This is a genomic window from Actinophytocola sp. (assembly GCF_049647105.1).
Taxonomy (GTDB): Bacteria; Actinomycetota; Actinomycetes; order Mycobacteriales; family Pseudonocardiaceae; genus Actinophytocola.
Genome location: NZ_JBARWZ010000198.1, coordinates 1 through 20,598 on the forward strand (window position 1 = coordinate 1; position 20,598 = coordinate 20,598).

20 protein-coding genes are annotated in these 20,598 nt (G+C 69.3%); 4 read left to right on the top strand and 16 right to left on the bottom strand.

Annotated elements, in window-relative coordinates:
- The coding region (locus WBA97_RS23345) for a glycerol-3-phosphate dehydrogenase/oxidase (RefSeq protein ID WP_424233029.1) at positions 1-1,098 on the top strand (1,098 nt) is incomplete at its 5' end.
- A gap of 204 nt (positions 1,099-1,302) precedes the next feature.
- Here WBA97_RS23345 and WBA97_RS23350 read toward each other — a convergent pair.
- Genes WBA97_RS23350 through WBA97_RS23360 form a run of 3 tightly spaced genes read right to left on the bottom strand, consistent with a single transcriptional unit; the run spans position 1,303 to position 3,507 of the window.
- The gene (locus WBA97_RS23350; protein WP_424233030.1) at positions 1,303-2,727 is read right to left on the bottom strand and encodes a M15 family metallopeptidase; all 1,425 of its coding nucleotides are present in this window, start codon (positions 2,725-2,727) and stop codon (positions 1,303-1,305) included.
- Positions 2,724-3,041 carry a type VII secretion target gene (locus tag WBA97_RS23355; RefSeq protein WP_424233031.1) on the bottom strand — a complete coding sequence of 106 codons (318 nt, stop codon included), beginning with the start codon at positions 3,039-3,041 and terminating at the stop codon, positions 2,724-2,726. The genes WBA97_RS23350 and WBA97_RS23355 overlap by 4 nt, the downstream gene beginning before the upstream one ends.
- Before the next feature lie 28 nt (positions 3,042-3,069).
- Complete coding sequence (locus WBA97_RS23360; protein ID WP_424233032.1) at positions 3,070-3,507, bottom strand: YbaB/EbfC family nucleoid-associated protein; 438 nt, start codon at positions 3,505-3,507, stop codon at positions 3,070-3,072.
- Between the two features lie 187 nt (positions 3,508-3,694).
- On the opposite strand from WBA97_RS23360, the gene WBA97_RS23365 reads away from it, so the two are divergent.
- Together WBA97_RS23365 and WBA97_RS23370 are read left to right on the top strand one after the other, a co-directional pair.
- Positions 3,695-4,552, top strand: coding sequence for an ABC transporter ATP-binding protein (locus WBA97_RS23365; RefSeq protein ID WP_424233033.1), 858 nt, complete (start codon positions 3,695-3,697; stop codon positions 4,550-4,552).
- Positions 4,549-5,748, top strand: coding sequence for an ABC transporter permease (locus WBA97_RS23370; RefSeq protein WP_424233034.1), 1,200 nt, complete (start codon positions 4,549-4,551; stop codon positions 5,746-5,748). The genes WBA97_RS23365 and WBA97_RS23370 overlap by 4 nt, the downstream gene beginning before the upstream one ends.
- Before the next feature lie 50 nt (positions 5,749-5,798).
- Here the strand turns inward: WBA97_RS23370 and WBA97_RS23375 are convergent, their stop codons facing one another.
- Positions 5,799-7,112 (bottom strand): citrate synthase, encoded by a 1,314-nt coding sequence (locus WBA97_RS23375; RefSeq protein WP_424233035.1) that lies wholly within the window; start codon positions 7,110-7,112, stop codon positions 5,799-5,801.
- A 91-nt stretch (positions 7,113-7,203) separates the two neighbouring features.
- Positions 7,204-8,145 carry a carbohydrate kinase family protein gene (locus WBA97_RS23380; RefSeq protein WP_424233036.1) on the bottom strand — a complete coding sequence of 314 codons (942 nt, stop codon included), beginning with the start codon at positions 8,143-8,145 and terminating at the stop codon, positions 7,204-7,206.
- Positions 8,146-8,261: 116 nt separating this feature from the next.
- Between WBA97_RS23380 and WBA97_RS23385 the strand changes: the two genes are divergently transcribed.
- On the top strand, positions 8,262-9,407 hold the full coding sequence (locus WBA97_RS23385) for an acyl-CoA dehydrogenase family protein (protein WP_424233037.1): 1,146 nt from the start codon (positions 8,262-8,264) through the stop codon (positions 9,405-9,407).
- A 308-nt stretch (positions 9,408-9,715) separates the two neighbouring features.
- On the opposite strand, the gene WBA97_RS23390 is transcribed toward WBA97_RS23385, so the two are convergent.
- The 11 genes from WBA97_RS23390 to WBA97_RS23440 all read right to left on the bottom strand — a co-directional run bounded on the left by WBA97_RS23390 (position 9,716) and on the right by WBA97_RS23440 (position 20,595).
- On the bottom strand, positions 9,716-10,933 hold the full coding sequence (locus WBA97_RS23390; protein WP_424233038.1) for an amidohydrolase: 1,218 nt from the start codon (positions 10,931-10,933) through the stop codon (positions 9,716-9,718).
- 11 nt (positions 10,934-10,944) lie between these two features.
- Positions 10,945-11,844 (bottom strand): aldose 1-epimerase family protein, encoded by a 900-nt coding sequence (locus WBA97_RS23395; protein ID WP_424233039.1) that lies wholly within the window; start codon positions 11,842-11,844, stop codon positions 10,945-10,947.
- A gap of 17 nt (positions 11,845-11,861) precedes the next feature.
- Positions 11,862-13,274, bottom strand: a complete 1,413-nt coding sequence (locus WBA97_RS23400) for an APC family permease (RefSeq protein WP_424233040.1) — start codon at positions 13,272-13,274, stop codon at positions 11,862-11,864.
- A 62-nt stretch (positions 13,275-13,336) separates the two neighbouring features.
- Positions 13,337-14,590 (bottom strand): MFS transporter, encoded by a 1,254-nt coding sequence (locus WBA97_RS23405; RefSeq protein WP_424233041.1) that lies wholly within the window; start codon positions 14,588-14,590, stop codon positions 13,337-13,339.
- Positions 14,591-14,708: 118 nt separating this feature from the next.
- Positions 14,709-15,383: a pyridoxamine 5'-phosphate oxidase gene (pdxH, locus tag WBA97_RS23410; RefSeq protein WP_424233042.1), complete on the bottom strand. Its 675-nt coding sequence runs from the start codon at positions 15,381-15,383 to the stop codon at positions 14,709-14,711.
- A 129-nt stretch (positions 15,384-15,512) separates the two neighbouring features.
- Positions 15,513-16,154, bottom strand: a complete 642-nt coding sequence (locus WBA97_RS23415; RefSeq protein ID WP_424233043.1) for a TetR/AcrR family transcriptional regulator — start codon at positions 16,152-16,154, stop codon at positions 15,513-15,515.
- A 420-nt stretch (positions 16,155-16,574) separates the two neighbouring features.
- On the bottom strand, positions 16,575-17,258 hold the full coding sequence (locus tag WBA97_RS23420) for an urease accessory protein UreD (RefSeq protein ID WP_424233044.1): 684 nt from the start codon (positions 17,256-17,258) through the stop codon (positions 16,575-16,577).
- Positions 17,255-17,893 carry an urease accessory protein UreG gene (gene ureG / locus WBA97_RS23425; RefSeq protein ID WP_424233045.1) on the bottom strand — a complete coding sequence of 213 codons (639 nt, stop codon included), beginning with the start codon at positions 17,891-17,893 and terminating at the stop codon, positions 17,255-17,257. Before ureG ends, WBA97_RS23420 begins: the two co-directional genes overlap by 4 nt.
- 37 nt (positions 17,894-17,930) lie before the next feature.
- A complete protein-coding gene (locus WBA97_RS23430; protein ID WP_424233046.1) occupies positions 17,931-18,581 on the bottom strand; it encodes an urease accessory protein UreF in 651 nt (216 codons plus the stop codon).
- On the bottom strand, positions 18,581-20,290 hold the full coding sequence (locus tag WBA97_RS23435; RefSeq protein ID WP_424233047.1) for an urease subunit alpha: 1,710 nt from the start codon (positions 20,288-20,290) through the stop codon (positions 18,581-18,583). The genes WBA97_RS23430 and WBA97_RS23435 overlap by 1 nt, the downstream gene beginning before the upstream one ends.
- Positions 20,287-20,595, bottom strand: coding sequence for an urease subunit beta (locus tag WBA97_RS23440; protein WP_424233048.1), 309 nt, complete (start codon positions 20,593-20,595; stop codon positions 20,287-20,289). The genes WBA97_RS23435 and WBA97_RS23440 overlap by 4 nt, the downstream gene beginning before the upstream one ends.
- Positions 20,596-20,598 lie beyond the last annotated feature (3 nt).

Consider the following 20,598-nt stretch of genomic DNA (forward strand, 5'->3'; position numbering starts at 1 on the left):
GCGCTGCTGCCGCCGCCGCGCCGGGTGTCGGTGCCGGAGGCGCTCGCGCTGGCGCCCGGGTTGCGTTCCTCGGATCTCCGCGGCGGCCTGCTGTCGTTCGACGGGCAGCTGACCGACGACGCGCGGCTCGTGGTGGCGCTGGCGCGGACCGCGGCCGGGTTCGGCGCGAAGATCATCACCCGGGCGCCGGTGACCGCGCTGACCGGCACGTCCGCGGAGGTGCGGGACGGATCGCGGCTGGTCGAGGTGCGGGCGCGGACGGTGATCAACGCGGCAGGCGTGTGGGCGGGCAAGCTGGTGCCGTCGGTGCGGCTGCGGCCATCGCTCGGCACGCACCTGGTCGTGTCCGCAGACGCGGCCGGGCTCAGCGGTACGGCGCTGACGGTGCCGCTGCCGGGGTCGCGGTCGCGGTTCGTGCTGCTGCTGCCGCAGGCGGATGGCCTGGTGTACCTGGGTTTGACGGACGAGCCGTTCGACGGCGAGATCCCCGACGAGCCGGTCGCCCCACAGTCCGATGTGGACTTCCTGCTGGAGGTGGCGTCGTCGGTGCTGACGCGGCCGCTGACGGCGGACGACGTGCTCGGCAGCTACGCGGGGCTGCGGCCGCTGCTCGACGCGCCGGGCCGCAGCGCGGACCTTTCGCGCAAGCACGCGGTGCTGACCTCGGCCGAGGGTGTGCTGACGGTCGTCGGCGGCAAGCTGACGACGTACCGGCGCATGGCGGAGGACGCGGTGAACGCGGCCGTGGCGGCGGGAAAACTGCCCGCGGGCCCCTCGGCCACCCGCAGGCTCCCGCTGGTCGGCGCCGCCCCGCGCCCCGTACTGTCCACACTGGACGCACCGGCGCGACTGAAGGCCAAGTACGGCACCGAGGCACCGCTGGTGGCGGCACTGGACCCGACACCGCTGGCCCCGAACCTGCCGATCACGGCGGGCGAGGTCGAATGGGCGGTACGGCAGGAAGGCGCCATGGACGCCGACGACGTCCTACACCGCCGCACCCGCCTGGGCCTGGTGAAAACCAACCTGGACGCCACCCGAACCAAGGTGACCACCCTGGTAACCCAAACGAGCCCAACCACCACAACCCCCTCCTAGCCAACTCAGAGGCCATACAGGCCAACCCGCGAGTCCACGGTTCAGAACCCGCGAGTCCACCGTTCAGAACCCGCGAGTCCACCGTTCAGAACCCGCGAGTCCACCGTTCAGAACCCGCGAGTCCACGGTTCAGAACCCGCGAGTCTGCGGTTCGGACACGCGAACGGGCCGGCCTGTCGCAGGCCGGCCCGTTCGGGGGTGGGGTTACTGGGCGGGGGTGTTGGCGTTGCGGAGGCGTTCTGCCACTCGGGCCACTTCCTCCTGGCTGCCGACGATCTCGAAGTGCATCTCGTCGCGACGGCCCTGGTAGTCGCCGCCCCAGCGGACCACGTTGTCGACCTCGGTCAGGATGGTACGGATCTCCTGGGACTGCGTGGCCGTGAAGGTGTCCCGCGCGCCCAGCACGTGCCGCGTCGCGTTCATGTCGACCGCGGTGCCGCTCGCGTGGTTGGAGATGGCGTCCGAGCCGCGGACGTTGCGCTCCGCGTAGCCCCAGTCGTCCCGCTCGCCCGCGTCGGAGTTCATCGAGATGTCCTCGACCCGCGTGCTGACCTGGCTGAGCACGTGCATGAGCACGTCACCGGCCGGGCCGTCGGCCACCCGCACCCGCACGTCCGTGCCCGGGATGGTCCGCGTGACGAGCGGCGGGTTCACCGGCCACCCGTTCTGCGACACCGGGCCGGTCTGCGCCTGCGCGGTCTCCACGGCCGGCCGGACCTGCGGGATCGGCACGTTCTGCGGCAGCGTCTGTGCCTGCGCCTCCTGTCGCTGCCCGACGTCGTTCGGCTGGTAGTACTGGTTGTCCGGGTTGTACTGGACCTGCTGCGTGCTCGGCGTGACCTGCTGCTGGCCGCTCGCCTTGCCGCCGATCTGCTCCAGCAGCTGCTTGACCTGCTGGACGACCTGCATGATCTGCTGCACGGTCTGGATGATCTTCTGCAGGGTCTGGACGACCTTCTGGATCTGCTGGACCAGCTTGGTGCCGGTCTGCACGGCCTTCTGCGTCGACTGCGCGATGCCCATCGCGATCGAAGCACCGAACGACAGCCAGGACTTCGACAGCGCCTCGATGCAGATCTGGATGATCTTCTGCACGGCCTCGCTGATCAGGTCCATGACGGTCTGGCGAGCCTGCGAGACGGCCTGCCCGGCCTGCGTGATGGCGCCGGACACCGCCTTGCTGGCCTGTGCGAGCGCGTCCAGACCACCCGCCTGGTTGTTGCTGGTCGTGCGGTAGCCGTTGCCAGCGTCACCCGTCCAGGACCGCGTCTGCGCGGTCGACGACGACCGGTACTGGGACGCCACCGACGTCAGGTTCGACGACGCCGAGCCCCACGACTGGGCGGAGCCGGAGACCGCGCCCGAGTTGCCCTTGAGGATCTCGAACGGCTCCTTCAGGAACGACACGGCGCCGAGCACCCAGCCGAGACCGGCGGAGCTGATCGCGCCAAGCGGGTCGCCCGCGATGTCGAGCACGTTCATGGCCACGTTGGTGACACCCATGGCGGAGCCGAGGATGTCCCCTTTCTCCATGGCGTTGGCCGTCGACTGGATGTTCGTGAACAGGCTCTGCACCTGGTTGGTGGTACCCCCGCTGGTGGTGCGAGGCTGCGTGGCCGTCTCGGTCACCTGACTTCCTCCCCGGCTTCCTGCACGGTGAACACGTGCACGTGGTGGTCCTCGGTCGCCTGGTAGTCGTCCGCGACCTGCACCAGGCCCGCCTGTACCTGGTCGACCGTCTGGCTTGCGCCGTTCATGGTCTGCCGCATCTCGCCCGCGGCGGACGAGATGGCCGACGCGAAGAACTCCGCGACCTGGCCGAACGCGCCGCCGGACACGTTGTCCTGCGCGGCGCCGGCGACCGAGCGCACGTTCGCGGCTACCGAGCCCACCGTCTCCGCGTGTGTTCGCACCTCGCCGACACTGACATTGAAATCACCCATGGGATCCGCCGATCATTCTGTGGACTGCCTACTTGATCACTTCTGGCGGGTTGTCGAAGTACTCGTCGTCCGGCCTCTTGTCACGGTGCGCGACCAGGTCCAACGGGTTGTCCTTGCCGTCGCCCGAGTAGCCCTCCGGCAGGTACTCCTTGACCGCTTCCAATGCCGCGCCCTCACCCACGAACTGGGTCATCACGTCCACGACCTGCTGACCGACGTCCCGCTGCGCCGATCGGCTGGTCTCGAGGATCACCCTGGCGAGATGCTCCGGCTCGAAGTCACGCGCACCAGGACGCAGCACCAGGTCGGAGAGCGCACCGCTGGCGGTCACCCTGACCGTCACCTCGCCGTCTTGCGAGGTGGCGGACCCACCAACCGTGCGTAATGCCTTCTCCGCCTTGTCCGCGCTGGCCGCAGCCGCCTTCAACTTCTCGTCGTACTGCGCGAACCACTTGTCCGGGTCCATGCGTCTTTACTCCAATGGTCCTTCGTGGATCATCTGCATCCTCGCCAGAACCTACGCTTTTCGACTCCGCCGAAGGATGTAGTTCCGCGAACAATTTTCAAAGGTAATCCCCCGGGGACGGCCCGTAATCTTCCGTGGTAGGCGGCCCTGGATACTGGTATCGGACACCAGTGAGGGAGGGCACGGCGTGCTGGAGCTGGACCGGGTCGCCAAGCGCTTCGGCGAGGCGGTCGCCTGCCAGGACGTCACGCTCACGGTTCGGCACGGCGAGGTCGTGGGGCTGGCCGGGACCGGGACGACGACCGTCCTGCGGCTCGCCGCGGGGCTGCTTCCGCCGGACGATGGCGAGGTGCACCGGGCGGGTGGGCGCGTCGGCTACCTGCCCGCGGCCGGCGGCCTGTACCCCCGGATGCGGGTGCTCGATCAGCTCATCTACGTCGCCCGGCTGCACGGCGCCGACCTCAACGAGGCACTGCGCGCGGCCGAGATCTGGGCGGCCCGGCTCGGGCTGCGCGACCGGCGCGCGGACCGGGTGCGGCAACTGAGCGCCACCGGCCACGCCAGGATGCGGCTCGCGGCCGTGCTCGTCCCCTTCCCGAGCGTGCTGGTGCTCGACGAGCCGTTCGCCGGGCTCGACGGGGCGACCGAGGACCTGCTCGTCGAGGTGCTCCGCGAGCGGGCCGCCTCGGGTGTGAGCGTCCTGGTCGGGTGCGACGATCTTGATGTCGTGGAGCGGCTGTGTGACCGCGCCTGTGTGCTCCACAATGGACGTGTGGTGGCGGACGGCGCGGTCGGCGGGCTCCTGGCCTCGGCACGGCAGGAGCTGGTGGTCGACGCACCGCACGCGCCGGGTGGCTGGGCCGACGCCCTGCCAGGCGCGACGGTGCTCGCCGTCCACAACGGACTGGTCCGGCTCGCACTCGACCCGGGCACCGACGACCAGGCGGTCCTCGCCGCCGCGGTCGCGACCGGGCCGGTACGCGGGTTCATGCGGGTCCGGCCACGGCTCGCCGAGCTGTTCGGAGACGCGGTGACCGCCGGATGAGCACAGGCAGGACCGTGTCACTGGTGGCACGCAGGGAGCTTGCCGCGCGGCTGCGCACGCGGACGTTCGTGTTCGGCACCGTGTTGTCGGCGCTGGTGCTCGCTGGGTTCGTGCTGACGCAGAGCACGGTGTTCGACACCGGGCACCACGACACCATCGGGCTGAACGGCCAGGCCATCGCCGTCGCGGAATCGCTCGCGGACGAGGCACGGCAGGTCGGCAGGAACGTGCGGACCGTGGGGGTCCCCGACCTGTCGGACGGGCGCGCGCAGGTGGCGGATGGCAGGCTCGACGCGCTCGTGAGCGGCGCCCCGGCGGCGCTGACCGTGCTGGTGGAGAACGGTCTCGACGACGAGCTGCGCGGTGTCCTCAATGGACTGGTGCGGCAGCAGGTCCTGCGCGGGCAGCTGGCCGCGCTCGAGGACCCGACGAACCTGGACGTCGACGGCGTGCTGAGCACGGTCGCCGAGGCGCACGTGACCGTGCGTGCCCTCACCTCGCCGGGCCCGGCGCACAGTGAGCGGCTCGCGCTCGCGCTGGTCGTGGTTGCGCTGCTGTACCTGGCACTGCTGATGTACGGATCGCTGGTGGCACAGGGGGTCGTGGCGGAGAAGTCCAGCGGGGTGGCGGAGTTCCTGCTGCCCGTGGTGCCGCCCGGTCAGATGCTCGGCGGCAAGATCGCCGGACTCGGGCTCGTTGGGCTGATCCAGCTCGTGGCGGTCGGTGCGGCCGGGCTCGTGGTGGCGTTGACGACGAAGGTGCTGGTTTCCCCTGGGCCCGCGGTGGCCGCGATGGCCTGGGGCCTGGTGTGGTACGTACTCGGATTTCTCTTGTATGCCATGGTGTTTGCCGCAGTCGGCACGCTTGTGTCGCGACAGGAGGATGTGCAGTCCGTGCTCATGCCGGTGACCGTGGTGTTGCTGGTCGCGTTCGTGCTCGGGTTCGCCGTGTTGTCGCGGAACTCGTCCGGCGCGTTGACCACCGTGCTGTCGCTGGTGCCGCCGTTGTCGCCGTTGCTCATGCCTGGGCGGCTCGCGCTTTCCGGTGTGCCGTGGTGGCAGTTGGCGCTGGCGCTGGCGTTGACCGTCGCCGTGATTGCCTTGCTGGCTCGGACTTGCGGTCGCATGTACCGGAACTCTTTGCTGCGGCCCGATTCACGGGTCACGTTGTGGACCGCCTTGCGACGTACGCCCTGACGCACTGAAGGGCCCCGTCGCGACGGGGCCCTTCAGTGCGTTCGTTCTTGTCAGCGGCCGGACATGGGCACGTAGTCGCGCTCTGTCTGTCCGATGTAGACCTGACGGGGGCGGCCGATCTTCGTGGCCGGGTCGTTCATCATCTCTCGCCAGTGTGCGATCCAGCCCGGGAGGCGGCCGAGTGCGAACAGCACCGTGAAGAACTTGGTCGGGAAGCCCATCGCGCGGTAGATCAGGCCGGTGTAGAAGTCCACGTTCGGGTAGAGCTTGCGCTCCACGAAGTAGTCGTCGGCCAGCGCGTGCTCTTCCAGCTGCTTCGCGAGGTCCAGCAGGCTGTCGTCGCCGCCGAGGCGGGTCAGGATGTCGTCGGCCGTCTTCTTGATGATCGCGGCACGCGGGTCGTAGTTCTTGTAGACCCGGTGGCCGAAGCCCATCAGTTTGACGCCCTCCTCCTTGTTCTTGACGCGCTTGACGAAGTTGTTCACGTCGCCGCCGTCGTCGCGGATGCGTTCCAACATCTCCAGCACCGCTGAGTTCGCGCCGCCGTGGAGCGGGCCGAACAGGGCGTTGATGCCCGCGGAGATGCTGGCGAACAGGTTGGCCTCTGACGAGCCGACCAGACGCACGGTCGAGGTCGAGCAGTTCTGCTCGTGGTCCGCGTGCAGGATGAACAGCAGGTCCAGCGCACGCGCGAGGTCCGGGTCGACCTCGTACGGCTCGGCGGGGAAGCCGAACGTCATGCGCAGGAAGTTCTCCACCAGTCCCAGCGAGTTGTCCGGGTACAGGAAGGGCTGGCCGACCGACTTCTTGTAGGCGTAGGCGGCGATCGTGGGCAGCTTGGCCAGGAGGCGGATCGTGGAGATCTCCACGTGCTCCTGGTCGAACGGCCACAGGCTGTCCTGGTAGAAGGTGGACAGCGCGGAGACCGCGGACGACAGCACCGGCATCGGGTGCGCGTCACGCGGGAAGCCGTCGAAGAAGCGCTTCAGGTCCTCGTGCAACAGCGTGTGGCGGTTGACCTTCGAGGTGAACTCGTCCAGCTGCGCCTGCGACGGCAGCTCACCGTAGATCAGCAGGTAGCTGACCTCGATGAAGGTCGACTTCTCGGCGAGCTGCTCGATCGGGTAGCCGCGGTAACGCAGGATGCCCGCATCGCCGTCGATATAACAGATCTCCGACGAGCAGGCCGCGGTATTCACGAAACCCGGGTCCAGCGTGACGAGTCCGGTCGTCGACAGAAGTTTGCTGACGTTGATCCCGTCGGAACCCTCAGCGGCGCGCGCGACTGTCATCTCGTACTCGCCGCCCGGATAGCGCAGGGCGACGGGTTCCGCCGCTCCGTTGTCTTTCTGCCCGTCAGGCATACGTGTCCCTCTCAACAAAATCGTCTTGTGTTCGTAACGCTAGTGCGCCCAGCGCCGGTGGGTAAGGCCGAACGGTGTGGGACACCGCACTTTACGACCGTCGGGCCAGCTCAGCAGCGTAAGGCGGCTCTGCCCCGGCACGGGAAACGGTTACCGACGCCGCTCTCGCCGCGAACCCTAGAGCGTCACGCCACGCGTTCGCGTCCACCGTTCGCAGGGTTTTCGGTGTGGTTATGCCGTTGCGATGCAGCCAGTACAACAACGCTCCGTGCACGGTGTCACCCGCCCCGATGGTGTCGACCACCGCGGTGGGGACGGTCGGCACCTCGACCTCCACGCCATCCGCCGTGCGCACCACGATCCCGTCGCCGCCCCTGGTCAAGACGACGGCGCGGGGGCCCTGGCCGAGCCAGTCGGCCACCGCTTGGTCCACGTCTCCGGCCGCGTCCTCGGCCGCCAGCCACTCCGCGTCCTCGATGGACAGTTTCAACAGGCCGACGTTCGGTAGCCACGACGCGAACCGCGCGCGGTAGACAGTGGCGTCCGTCACTATCGCGGGCCGGATGTTGGGGTCGAGGACGGTCAGCCCGTCATGTTCCCGCAGCAACCGCTCGTAGCGGCTCGCGCCCGGCTCGAGGAGCAGTGAGAGTGTGCCCAAGGACACGATCTTGATCTCGGTGGGCAACGGGCCGGGGTGGGCAACCTCACGGTCGGCCGTGCCCTCGACGTGGAACGAGTAGCGCGCCGACCCGTCCGCCGCGATGCCCGCGACCGCGAGCGTGGTCGGCTCCGGTCCACGTTGGACCATTGCAGTGTCCACATTGGACAATTCGAGTCGTCGGAGTAGCGCGTCCCCGAACGAATCCGTCGACAGCCGCGACAGAAAACGGACCGGTCCGCCGAGGCGTCCGACGGTGATCGCGACGTTGTACGGCCCGCCGCCGGGCCGCGGCAGGAGCGGCCCCAGCTCGTCCGGCACCGTGCCGGGAGCCGGCACAAGATCGACGAGGGCCTCGCCGCCGACAAGGATCATCGCGTTTTCCTCACGTGAGCGGAGCTTGCGGAGCGAAACATTTGACGCAACCCGACAGTAGGACGTCATACTGTTTGCAGGTCTCAAACCACGCATGGACCTGCGGAGGAGACGGCATGCCGGCCGAGCGACTGCTCCCCAACCGGGACGCAGAAGACCTCGTCAAGCTCACCAGAGAGATCGCCAGGGACGAACTGACACCCCTGGCGGCGAAGTACGAAGAGGAGGGTCGGTTCCCGCGCGAACAGTTCCGCCTGCTCGGCCGCAGCGGACTGCTCGGCCTGCCGTACCCGGAGCAGTGGGGCGGCGGCGGGCTGCCGTACGAGGTGTACCTGCAGGTGCTCGAGGAGCTCGCGGCCGCCTGGATGTCGGTCGGCGTCGGCCTGTCGGTGCACGTCATGTCGTGTTTCGCGCTGGCCGAGTACGGCACCGACGAGCAGCGCGCCGAGTGGCTGCCCGCCATGCTCGGCGGCGAGCTGCTGGGTGCGTACGCGCTGTCGGAGCCCCAGGCGGGCTCGGACGCGGCGGCGCTGACGTGTCGTGCGGTGCTCACGGGTGACAAGTATGTGGTGAACGGCGTGAAGGCGTGGATAACCCACGGTGGCCAGGCCGACTTCTACACGACGATGGTCCGCACGTCCCCCGATGGTGGCCGCGGCATCTCCTGCCTGCTGGTCCCGGCGGACACGCCAGGGCTCGCCGCGGCGCCGCCGGAACGGAAAATGGGCCTGACCGGTTCGCCGACCACGCAGATGCTCTTCGACGATGCCGGCGTGCCCGCCTTCCGGCTGCTGGGTCCCGAGGGCGCGGGCCTGCGGATCGCGCTGTCGTCGCTCAACTCGGGTCGGCTGGGGATCGCGGCGTGCGCGGTCGGCCTTGCGCAGGCGGCGCTGGACTCGGCGGTCGCCTATGCCCGCGACCGGTCGCAGTTCGGCCGCCCGATCATCGAGTTCCAGGGCATGGAGTTCCTGCTCGCCGACATGGCGGCGGCGGTCGAGTCGGCACGGGCCACGTACCTGGAGGCCGCCCGGCGCCGGGACAGAGGGCTGCCGTTCACCCGCCAGGCATCGATCGCGAAGCTGGTGGCCACGGACGCCGCGATGAAGGTGACCACGGACGCGGTGCAGGTACTCGGCGGCGCCGGCTACACACGCGACTTCCCGGTCGAGCGGTACATGCGCGAGGCAAAGGTCCCACAGATCTTCGAGGGCACAAACCAGATCCAACGCATGGTAATAGCCCGCGAACTACGCAAGCCCTAACCCAACCCCGCGAGTCCACGGTTGGGAACCCGCGAGTCCACGGTTCAGGACCCGCGAGTCCTCGATTCAGGACCGGTGAGTTGACGGTTCGCGTCAAGACCGACAGAAGCGAACCGCCAACTTGCGAGTCCCGAACCGCCAACTCGCGGGTTCCGAACCGAAGACTCGCGGGTTCCGAACCGAAGACTCGCGGGTTCCCAACCGTGGACTCGCGGGTTCCCAACCGTGGACTCGCGGGTTCCCAACCGTGGACTCGCGGGTTCCGAACCGTGGACTCGCGGGTTGGGGTGTGGGTTCGTGGGGGTTGGTTAGTTGGGGGGGTTGTAGAAGGGGGTTTTTGTTATGCCTTGGTTGGTGGGTTCGTCGAAGTGGTAGACGGCTTGGCCGTTGATGAAGACGCGTACTGCGCGGCTCATGACGTCCAGTGGGTCGCCGGACCACAGGACGATGTCCGCGTCCAGGCCTGGCTTCAGTGCGCCGACCCGGTCGTCCAGGCCCATGATCCGGGCCGGGTTGACCGTGATCGACCGCAGTGCCGTCTCCGTGTCGAGGCCCTCCTTCACGGCGAAGGTCGCCTGGTGCACGAGGAAGTCGATCGGCACCACCGGGTGGTCGGTGGTCAGCGCGATCTCGACGCCTGCCCGCGCGAGGATGCCCGGGTTGCGTAGCGACCGGTTGCGCACCTCCACCTTCGACCGGCCCACGATCAGCGGGCCCATGATCACCGGGATCCCCTTGGCCGCCAACAGGTCGGCGATCAGGTGCCCCTCGGTCCCGTGGTTGACGATCAGCCGGTAGCCGAACTCCTCCGACAGCCGGATGGCCGTCGCGATGTCGTCGGCGCGGTGGCTGTGCTGGCACCACGGCAGGTCGCCGTCGAGCACGCGGACGAGGATCTCCGAGGTGTTGTCGCGTTCGAACGGCTTGTTCTCCCGCGCCGCCCACTCGCGGGCGGCGCGGTAGTCCTGCGCCTTCGTGAACGCGTCACGGATGACCGCGGCGACCCCCAGCCTGGTCGACGGCAGCTTGTCCTTCTCGCCGTAGATCCGCTTCGGGTTCTCCCCCAGCGCGCTCTTCACGCTCACCGGCTGGCGCACGAGCATGTCGTCCACCGTGCGGCCCCACGACTTGACGGCCACGGTCTGGCCGCCGATCGGGTTGCCGGACCCCGGCTTCACGACCACCGTCGTGACCCCGCCCGCCAGCGCGTCGCGGAAGCCCTCGTCGTCCGGGTTGATGCCGTCCAGCGCCCGCAGCCGCGCGCCGTTGGGGTCGGTCATCTCGTTGACGTCGAGGCCCGCCCAGCCGTCGCCCTCCTCGTAGACGCCGACGTGGCCGTGCGACTCGACGAAGCCGGGCAGCACCCAGGTACCGGACGCGTCGACGATCTCCGCGTCGTCCGGCACGTCCACATCGGCCTCCGCGCCGACCGCGACGATCACACCGTCGTCCACCAGCACCGTGCCGCCGTCGATGGGCTCACCGTCCACCGGTACGACGTATCCACCAGTTATCGCGATACTCACGGTCAACCAACCTACGCGTTCAGGGGGCGAATGCCCCAGCGGCCCGACCACGATTCGTCCGCCGACAGCCACAACAGGTCGATGCCGGAGTTCAGTGCGTCCGGCGGGCAGGTCATCGGCTCGATCGCCACCGCACGGGCGCCCTTGCCGGGGAACTCGGCCGGCGTGAACACCTGCACCCACCCGAACGCGGGATCGGCCCACACCTCGACGCCACCGCCCTGGTGCCGCACCGAGTGCCTGATCAGCCCGTCCTCGCCCGGCTTGCAGCCGCCGAACGCGGTGTCCAGCTCGACCTCGCGCAGCGGCTTGCCAGCGCCGAAGTCGTAGTCGGTGCCGGTGACCTCGATCGGGTCGCCGTTGGGGATCATCGTGTTCAGGTCGACCGGCAGGACGGTGCGCGCCGCCAGCGTGAGCACGCAGTCGTCGACGTCCACGTTGCCCGGCCGCGGGTACGGGTGTGTACCGACGCCGAACGGCATGTCCCGGTCACCGCGATTCTCCACGACGTGGGTGATGGTCAGCCCGTCGTCGGTCAGCTCGTAGGAGATGCTGGTGCGAAAGGGGAACGGCCACCCCGGCGCCTCGTCGACGGCCACCCGCAACGTCACGGCGGACGCCGAGCGCTCCGTCACGGTCCACGCGGCACGCCGCACCAGACCGTGGATCGCGTTGCCCAGCGCCGCCTCCGACGCCTCGAGGTGGTGTGTCTCGCCGTCGTTGGACCACGTCGCGGCCGCCACTCGGTTGGGCCACGGCACCAGCACGCCACCAGCGCCCATCGGCGGCTCGTCGTCGTAGGTCTCGACGTACGGCACCCCCGCCACCTCGAACGCGCGCAGCCCCGCGCCCACGGTCGTGGCGACCGCCCGCGCGGGGCCGTGCGTGATCTCCAGTTGCTCTCCAGTCATGCCAGGAGAGCCTACGGTCAGTCCTTGAGTGACTGCGGGTCGAACTCCTTCACGACGTCCTGCTCGCCCCGGCTGCGCAGTACCAGCCAGTTCACGCCCCACAGCACGATGCCGAGGCCGATCAGCCCCAGTCCGATGTAGTAGTCACGCGCGGTCTTGCCGGACAGGCCGGGCAGCACCAGGTACAGGCACAGGACGGCGCCAAGGACCGGCGCCCAGGTCGGGGCCTTGAAGTGCTTGTGCTCCACCGGTTCCTTGCGCAGTACCAGCACCGCGATGTTGACCACGGTGAACACGCACAGCAGCAGCAACGCCGTGGTGCCGCCGAGCGCGCCGACGCCGTCCTTGCCCGCGGCGATCAGCAGCACGACCGCGATGCCGCTGGTGACCAGGATCGACACCCACGGCGTGCGGCGGAACGGGTGCACGGCGCCGAAGATCCTCGGCAGGATGCGCTCGTTCGCCATGCCGTACAGCAGCCTGCTCGCCATCAGCATGTTGATCAGGGCCGAGTTGATCACGGCGAAGACGCCGATCCACTCGAACACCCACCTCGGGAAGCCGGGCGCGCCGACGTCGATCACCTTGAGCAGCGCGCCGGACTGGGCGGCCGACAGTTCGTCCGCGGTCAGCAGCAGCGACGACGTGATCGCGACGAGCACGTAGATCACCCCCGCGGTGGCGAGGCCGCCGAGCAGGGCCTTGGGGAAGATCCGGGGCGGGTCCTGGCACTCCTCCGCCATGTTGACCGAGTCCTCGAAGCCGACCATCGCGAAGAACGCGAGCGAGGTGGCCGCGGTGATCGCGAGCAGCCAGCTGGTGTCCGCTGTGTTGATCTCCAGCAGACGGCCGGGGTCGCCATCGCCGCCACCGACCGCGAACAGGCCGACGCAGATGATGATCGCGAGACCCGACAGCTCGATGCAGGTCAGGACCACGTTGGCCTTGACAGAGTGCGCGACGCCGATGAAGTTGACGGCCGCGAGCAGCACGATGAACACCACCGCGATGCCGATCGTCGTACCGTCCGACATCTCCAGCTCGAGCGCGGCGGGCAGGTAGGTGCCACCGAACGCGAGCGCGGCGGCCGACGCCGAGGTGATGCCGGAGCACATCACCGCGAACGCGACCAGGAAGGTCACGAACGGTTTCTTGAACGCCCGGTTCGTGTACAGCGCGGCGCCCGCGGCCTTCGGATATTTGCCGACCAGTTCCAGATAGGCGAAGGCGGTCAGGAACGCCACCACGAACGCCAACAGGAACGGCAGCCACAGCGCACCGCCGACCTTGCCCGCGACAGTGCCGGTCAGGGCGTAGATGCCCGTACCGAGGATGTCGCCGATCACGAAGAAGTAGAGGAGTTTCGAGCCCATGACCCGCTTGAGGGTCGACCCCTGTTCCTCGGGCACTGCTGTGTTCTCGGTCACCATGGGGCCTGAGCATGCACCATGTTCACCGGTCTGAACAGATGGAGAAGTTATTAGTTCACTAACTATCCGGTTGTTGCGCGGTAACGCCAGAATGCCGGCAGGCACGCCACGGCGACCGCGGTCAGGACGATCACGAGCACGCCGCCACCGGTGGCGGCGGCAGCGGTGCCGACGCCTGCGGCCGCCCACCCGTGCGCGAGGTCGGCGAGGCGCGGCCCGCCCGCGACGACGACGATGAACACGCCCTGCATGCGCCCGCGCATCTCGTCGGTCGTCGCGGTCTGCAGGATCGCGCTGCGGTACACCATGCTCACCATGTCGGCGGCGCCCGCGATGACCATGAACACGACCGCGAGCCACAACTGGCCCGCCAGTCCGAACCCGACGATCGCGATCCCCCACACGATCACCGCGACCGTGGTGCCGACGCCGTGGCGGGAGACGCTGGACAGCCAGCCGGAGAACAGGCCGAAGAGCAGCGCGCCGATCGGGATGGCCGCGTAGAGGAGACCGAGCGCGAGACCGCCGCCGTGCGGGTCGCCGAAGGTGCGCTCCGCCATCTCCGGGAACAGTGCGCGGGGCATGCCCGCCACCATGGCGATGATGTCGATCAGGAAGCTCGCCAGCAGGATGTTCTTCGCCGCGACGTAGCGGAAGCCGTCGGCGATGTCGCGCAGGCCTGCCCTGCGCCGGACGCCGTCGAGCGGCGCCATCCTCGGCAGTCCTGAGACGATCACGGTCGCCAGCACCAGGACGATCGCGTCGACCAGGTAGAGGACCGGCAGCCCGGCCAGCGGCATCAGCACCCCGGCGAGCAGCGGCCCGAACACCATGCCGAACGCCCCGACGGTCGCGGTCAGCGCGGTGGCGGCGGCGATGAGGTCCGGCGGCACCAGCCGCGCGACGGCCGCGGTGCGGGTGGGCATGTTGATCGCCACGAACGCCTGCTGGACGGCCAGCAGGCTCAGCACGAGCCACACGTTCGTGCCGACGACCGCCTGCACCCAGAACGCGACCGAGGTGACCGCGACCCCGACGTTGGTGACGAGGATGACCGTGCGCCGGTCGAACGCGTCGGCGAGCGCACCGCCCCACAGCCCGAAGATCAGCAGCGGCACCAGCCCGAACGCGCCTGCCAGCCCCACGTAGCCGGAGGAACCGGTCAGGTCGTAGATCTGTTTGGGCACCGCGACGACGGTGAACTGTGACCCGACCGCGACGATGGCGGTCGATCCCCACAGGCGCCGGTACGCGGGGATGCGCAGCGGCCTCGTGTCGATGGCGACCCTGGTCCGCTTGCTCGTCGATACCCCCACGCTCAAACCTTAGGCCCGCTAACGACCCGTCCGCACGTGAGTTTCCCGACGCCCGAAAAGCACGAAAGGCGCGTTCAGGACGTCGGAACGTCGTGCACGCGCCTTTCGCGGTGGGTCGTTACGGGCCTACCCGCTCCACGGTCCAGCCGTCGCGGTTCTGCCGGAAGCGGAGGCGGTCGTGCATGCGGTCGCGGCGGCCCTGCCAGAACTCGACGACCTCCGGGCGGATGCGCCAGCCGCCCCAGTGCGGCGGGACCGGCACCTCCTCGGCGTCGGCGAAGCGGCGCTCGATGTTCGCGAGCGCGTTCTCCAGAATGCCGCGGTCGCGGACGACGATCGACTGCGGCGACGCCCACGCGCCGAGCTGGGAGCCGCGCGGCCGGGACGCCCAGTAGGTCCTGGTCTCCGCCTGGCTGACCTTCTCGACGGTGCCGCGGACGGTGGTCTGACGGTGCAGCGAGTACCAGGGGAACGTCGCCGACGCGAAGCGGGTCGCCATCAGGTCGTGACTCTTGGTGGACGTGTAGTTGGTGAAGAACACGACCCCGCGGGCGTCGAGGCCCTTCATGAGCACGGTCCGTGACGAGGGCATGCCTTCGGCGTTGGCCGTGGCGAGCACCATCGCGTTGGGCTCGGGAGCACCCGCCCGGATGGCGTCGTCCAGCCAGGCCTGGAGCTGCTCATGCCAGGTCTCGGCCAGCTCGCCCTCGCTCAGAGTGCCCTCTTCGTACGACACGCGCATCGTCGGCAGGGCGACAGCGATGTCGGGCGTGGCAATGTCGGCGTCCGCCATCCTTGAACTCCTCGACGCGTAGGGGTCACCTCACGTTTCGACGGTACGGGTTCGCGCCCCGCACCGAAACCACGCGCCGGGTGACGACGCGCACTTGAATCGATCTGGAAACTCCCTGTTCACGGCGCGTTACGCCGGACGGGTGATGGCGGCGATGAATATCTGCCTGATCTCCGTGGCGATGGCCTCGGCCGCCAGCGGCGGCTCGTGCGTCTGCCACGCGCGGACCAGCCCGGTCGCGGCGCCGACCAACGCGATGGCCGTGAGCCGGTAGTCGCGCACCGGCGCGAGGCCTGCCGACGCGGCGCGGTCACACTCCGCCGAGATGAACTCGACGTAGCGTTTGAACCACTCCTGGTGCTGACGTTCCATCGCCTGACTGATTCCGGGCGCTTCGACATAGTTCAGTCGAGGGAAACGCGGATCGGATGTGACAGCGGAGACGAATGCGTCCACCAATGTCGTGATTCGAGTGAGCGCGTCCGCGTCGGCGAGCGATTCCAGTGCGGGCAGCATGCGCTTCATGGCAACGGTGTTGATGTGCGCGTGCAGTTCCAGGAGCAGCGCTTCCTTGCTCGCGAACTTCTCGTAGAAATTCCTGGTGGAAACGCCGGCCTTGGCGCACAGATCGGCGATCTTCGTCTTGTGATAACCGCGGCTGGTGAACTCGTCGAGTGCCGCTTCGAGGAGCCGTTCCCGTCGCTCCGCGCGGCGCTGCTCGGTGTCCACTCCGCGGTACATCCGGCCGTGCGCTCCCGCGCCCTGAGCCATCGAACCTCTCCTCGGCCCTTGTCAAAACAGGTCCACAATTCTGAAATCGGTAATTACCAGTATGCTCATTCCCCCCGGAGTGGCTCTCCGAGACGAACCGTTTTACACCCACCCGGTTCAACGGTCGCGAGGGGTGCCAGTGACGCGATCCGGGACAGTTCGGTAAATGCATGCTGATCCGATTCCGGTCGGGCGACTTCCGGCAACGGCGTGAGCAGGGCCGATGACCGGAAACGCCTGGATAGCGCCGCCGGCACGCCATGAAGTTGTCCACAGGCAAGATCGACAACGCCTCGACCGGCCGCCCCGATCGGGGTGGGGACTGCCTACGTACGGTCTCCGGCGCGCACGCACCGCGACAATTCCGGAGGACCGGCTCCCATAATGTGGTCAGCCAGCCGTTCAATTGAGCCTCGGGACCTACGGCCGGGTGCCGAGCCCCGTGTGGGCGACACACTGGCGTGCCGCTGTCACCGCGTCGTCGGCCAGCGACGTGGTCAGGGTGCCGCCCTCGGCCAGCCGCGTCCTGGACCACCACGCGCCGCTGGCCGTCTCCCGGTCGTCGGCCGTCGACAGTTCGGTGACGAGGACCCGTTTGCCCAGCAGGACCTCCTGCGTGGCGGCCAGCGTCTGACGCAGAACCGGGCGACCGCCGCGGGTCACCCGCACGGTGCTGGTCAGCTCGCCGGGCCGCTCGCCGTCGCGGCCGAGCACGATCGTCTCCCTCGTGTGGAGATGCGCGTCCTCGGCGAGGTGGACGACGAGCACCGACGTATGACGGGCTCGGCGGGTGATCACCGTGGGCTCCGGCAGGTACGCCACACGGGCACCCTCCGACAGTTCCATATGGACAGTGGTGCGGCTCGGCTCGCCGTGCGGGCCGGGAAGCGCGACCGTGGCGGCGATGCCGGTGAGCGTGAGGCACGCGTGCGGGCCGACCCGGACGGTGAGCGTGAGCTCGTCGCCGCCGAGCGGGCTCGCCGCCGAGTTGACCAGGTGCACGACCGGCCGCCCCCGGACGGGGATCAGGGTGAGCGGGGACGCCGAGCGCAGCGTGCGGACCACACCGCCACGCTCGACCTCCAGCAGTGCCTCCGCTTTCACACCAGTTGTTTCCGCACCCAGTCGGCGACGTCGGGACCGTCCGGAGTGTCCACAAGGGACTGCCGGATCACCGGCAGACCACCGCGGACCCGGTGCGCGTCACCGGCCATGACCCCGAGATCGGCGCCCACGAACGGGGCCAGGTCGGTCTTGTTGATGACCAGCAGGTCGGCGGTGGTGACGCCGGGCCCGCCCTTGCGCGGCACCTTGTCGCCACCGGCGACGTCGACGACGAAGATCTGCCGGTCGACGAGCCCCCGGCTGAACACGGCGGTGAGGTTGTCGCCGCCGCTCTCGATGATGACCAGCCGCAGGCCGGGGAACCGCTCGGTGAGGGTGTCGACGGCGTCGAGGTTCGCGGTGATGTCGTCGCGGATCGCGGTGTGCGGGCAGCAGCCGGTCTGGACGGCCTCGACGCGTGCCGGGTCGAGCACTCCCGCCTTGCGCAGGAAGTCCGCGTCCTCGGTGGTGTAGATGTCGTTGGTGACGACAGCCAGCTCCAGCTCCTGACCGAGCGACCGGCACAGCGCGGCCACGAGCGCGGTCTTGCCGCTGCCGACCGGGCCGCCGATGCCGATGCGCAGCGGGCGGTCACCGCCCGGCGTCAGTTGGGGGTGCGGGTCGGGTTCCGGCATCGCAGGATCGAAGTTGACCGGATGCTCGTGATCGTGGTCAGCTCGCAAAGAGACGCACCTCTTCTCTGTGGTGGCGGTCGTGTTCCTCCGCCAGGACGTCAAGGCCCGGTGAGCCGGGCGCCGGCAGGTCGGCGGGGTCGTGGTGTGCGGTCGCGGCGGCGCGGGCCGCCACGGCGGTGATCTCGGCTGCCAGGTCGGCGACGATCGCGTTGACCCGCAACGGGTCGAGGCCAAGCAGGCGGACGCTCGCGCTCGCCGGGCCGGAGACGGACAGGTAGGCGGCGGCCAGCGCCGCGTCTCCGGGGGTGCCGACGAGCGCACCGAGGATCACCGGATGGTGCGGTCGCGGGGTGATCGCCAGCAGCCCGGTGACGAGCGGGGACATCAGCTTCGCCGCTCGTGCCGTCGCCCTCCCCTGCGCCCGCGACGCCGTGCGCTGGGCCGCCGACGGGGTGCGGGCGTCCAGTTCCGCGTCCAGCAGCAGCCAGTCCGGGTCCGGTCGTGCCGCCGCCGCAGCGAAGACCGCGGCCAGCGCGCCTGCGGTGCGCACCCGGTTGCGCAGGAACGCCGGCAGGTCGTCCTCGGTGCGGACCAGGCCTCTCGACGCGGCCTCCTCCAGCCCGCCGGAGTGGACGTGGCCACCGCCGGGGAAGCGGGAGTCGGCCAGCAACATCGCGGTGACGTTCATCAGACCAGGAAATATCGTTGTGCCATCGGCAGTTCCCCGACCGGCGCCGGTTCGATCAGCTCGCCGTCGACGTGCACCGCGAAGCTGTCCGGATCGACCGTGACGACCGGCAGCGCCGAATTGTTGACCATGTCCGCCTTCGTGACCGCGCGCGGGTTCGACAGCGCCGCGAGCGGTGTCGCCGTGCCGAGGTCGAGACCGACCGCGGCCGGGGCGACGAAGTGCAGGCTCGACGCGGCCGCCACGCGCGGTGCGGCGCCGTACATCGGGCGGGCCAGCACCGGCTGCGGCGTCGGGATCGACGCGTTCGCGTCCCCCATCGCCGCCCACGCGATGAACCCGCCCTTCAGCACCAGCGACGGCTTGACGCCGAAGAACTTCGGCTCCCACAGCACGAGGTCCGCGAGCTTGCCGACCTCGACCGAGCCGAGCTCGTGCGCCATGCCGTGCGCGATCGCCGGGTTGATCGTGTATTTGGCGACATAGCGACGCGCCCGCATGTTGTCGGCCGCGCCGTCACCTGGCAGTGCGCCGCGGCGGCGCTTCATCACGTGCGCGGTCTGCCACGTCCGGATGATCACCTCGCCGATGCGGCCCATCGCCTGCGAGTCCGAGCCGATCATCGAGATCGCCCCGAGGTCGTGCAGCACGTCCTCCGCGGCGATCGTCGTCGGGCGGATGCGGCTTTCCGCGAACGCCAGGTCCTCCGGCACCGACGGGTTCAGGTGGTGGCACACCATCAGCATGTCGAGGTGCTCGTCGATGGTGTTCACGGTGTGCGGGCGCGTCGGGTTGGTCGACGACGGCAGGATGTTCGGCAGCCCCACCACGGTGATGATGTCCGGCGCGTGACCGCCGCCCGCTCCCTCGGTGTGGTAGGCGTTGATGGACCGGCCCGCGATCGCGTCCACAGTGGACTCGACGAAGCCGCTCTCGTTCAGGGTGTCGGTGTGGATCGCGACCTGTACCCCGGTCTCGTCCGCGATCCGCAGGCACGCGTCGATCGCGGCGGGCGTGGTGCCCCAGTCCTCGTGCAGCTTGAACCCGCCCGCGCCCGCCGCGACCTGTTCGCGCAGTCCGTCGAGCGAGACGGTGTTTCCCTTGCCCAGCAACAGGACGTTGACCGGCTGGCCGTCCATGGCGGCCAGCATGCGGGCCAGGTTCCACGCGCCGGGCGTGACCGTGGTGGCCTTGCTGCCCTCGGCGGGCCCGGTGCCGCCGCCGATCAGCGTGGTCAGGCCCGAGGCCAGCGCCGTCTCCGTCAACTGTGGACAGATGAAGTGGACGTGGCAGTCGACGCCGCCCGCGGTGAGGATCTTCCCGTTGCCACCGATGATCTCCGTGGACGGGCCGATCACGAGCGCCGGATCGACACCGTCCATCGTGTCGGGGTTCCCCGCCTTGCCGATGCCGACGATCCGGCCGTCCCGCACACCGACGTCCGCCTTCACCACCCCCCAGTGGTCCAGGATCACGACACCGGTGATGACCAGGTCGGGCGCGCCGTCGGCGCGGGTGGCGAGCGACTGGCCCATGGACTCGCGGATGACCTTGCCACCGCCGAAGATCACCTCGTCGCCGGAGCCCGCCGGGCCCATGGCGCGGTCCTCGGTCACCTCGATCAGCAGGTCGGTGTCCGCCAGCCGGATGCGATCCCCGACGGTCGGGCCAAGCAGCGACGCGTACCGCGCCCGGTCGATGTGGGTCATGACGGCTCCCCCTCGCGGGCTCCGCGCAACCCCGGCACGACACGGCGCCCTGCCAGCGGCACCAGCGACACTTCCCGCTCGACACCCGGCTCGAACCGCACCGACGTGCCCGAGGGAATGTCGAGCCGGTGGCCGTCGGCCTGTGCCCGGTCGAACGAGAGCGCCGGGTTCGTCGCGGCGAAGTGATAGTGGGAACCGACCTGCACGGGCCGGTCGCCGGTGTTGCGGACGACCAGCGTCACGCGCGGCCGCCCCGGGTTCAGCTCGACCGGCTCGGCGGCCGGGATGATCTCGCCTGGAATCAAGAT

Bases quoted from the DNA above. Each gene is read 5' to 3' on its own strand.
- WBA97_RS23355 (WP_424233031.1), bottom strand. From the start codon at position 3,041: ATGGGTGATTTCAATGTCAGTGTCGGCGAGGTGCGAACACACGCGGAG.
- WBA97_RS23360 (WP_424233032.1), bottom strand. From the start codon at position 3,507: ATGGACCCGGACAAGTGGTTCGCGCAGTACGACGAGAAGTTGAAGGCG.
- WBA97_RS23370 (WP_424233034.1), top strand. From the start codon at position 4,549: ATGAGCACAGGCAGGACCGTGTCACTGGTGGCACGCAGGGAGCTTGCC.
- WBA97_RS23375 (WP_424233035.1), bottom strand. From the start codon at position 7,112: ATGCCTGACGGGCAGAAAGACAACGGAGCGGCGGAACCCGTCGCCCTG.
- WBA97_RS23380 (WP_424233036.1), bottom strand. From the start codon at position 8,145: ATGATCCTTGTCGGCGGCGAGGCCCTCGTCGATCTTGTGCCGGCTCCC.
- WBA97_RS23385 (WP_424233037.1), top strand. From the start codon at position 8,262: ATGCCGGCCGAGCGACTGCTCCCCAACCGGGACGCAGAAGACCTCGTC.
- WBA97_RS23395 (WP_424233039.1), bottom strand. From the start codon at position 11,844: ATGACTGGAGAGCAACTGGAGATCACGCACGGCCCCGCGCGGGCGGTC.
- WBA97_RS23400 (WP_424233040.1), bottom strand. From the start codon at position 13,274: ATGGTGACCGAGAACACAGCAGTGCCCGAGGAACAGGGGTCGACCCTC.
- pdxH (WP_424233042.1), bottom strand. From the start codon at position 15,383: ATGGCGGACGCCGACATTGCCACGCCCGACATCGCTGTCGCCCTGCCG.
- WBA97_RS23415 (WP_424233043.1), bottom strand. From the start codon at position 16,154: ATGGCTCAGGGCGCGGGAGCGCACGGCCGGATGTACCGCGGAGTGGAC.
- ureG (WP_424233045.1), bottom strand. From the start codon at position 17,893: ATGCCGGAACCCGACCCGCACCCCCAACTGACGCCGGGCGGTGACCGC.
- WBA97_RS23430 (WP_424233046.1), bottom strand. From the start codon at position 18,581: ATGAACGTCACCGCGATGTTGCTGGCCGACTCCCGCTTCCCCGGCGGT.
- WBA97_RS23435 (WP_424233047.1), bottom strand. From the start codon at position 20,290: ATGACCCACATCGACCGGGCGCGGTACGCGTCGCTGCTTGGCCCGACC.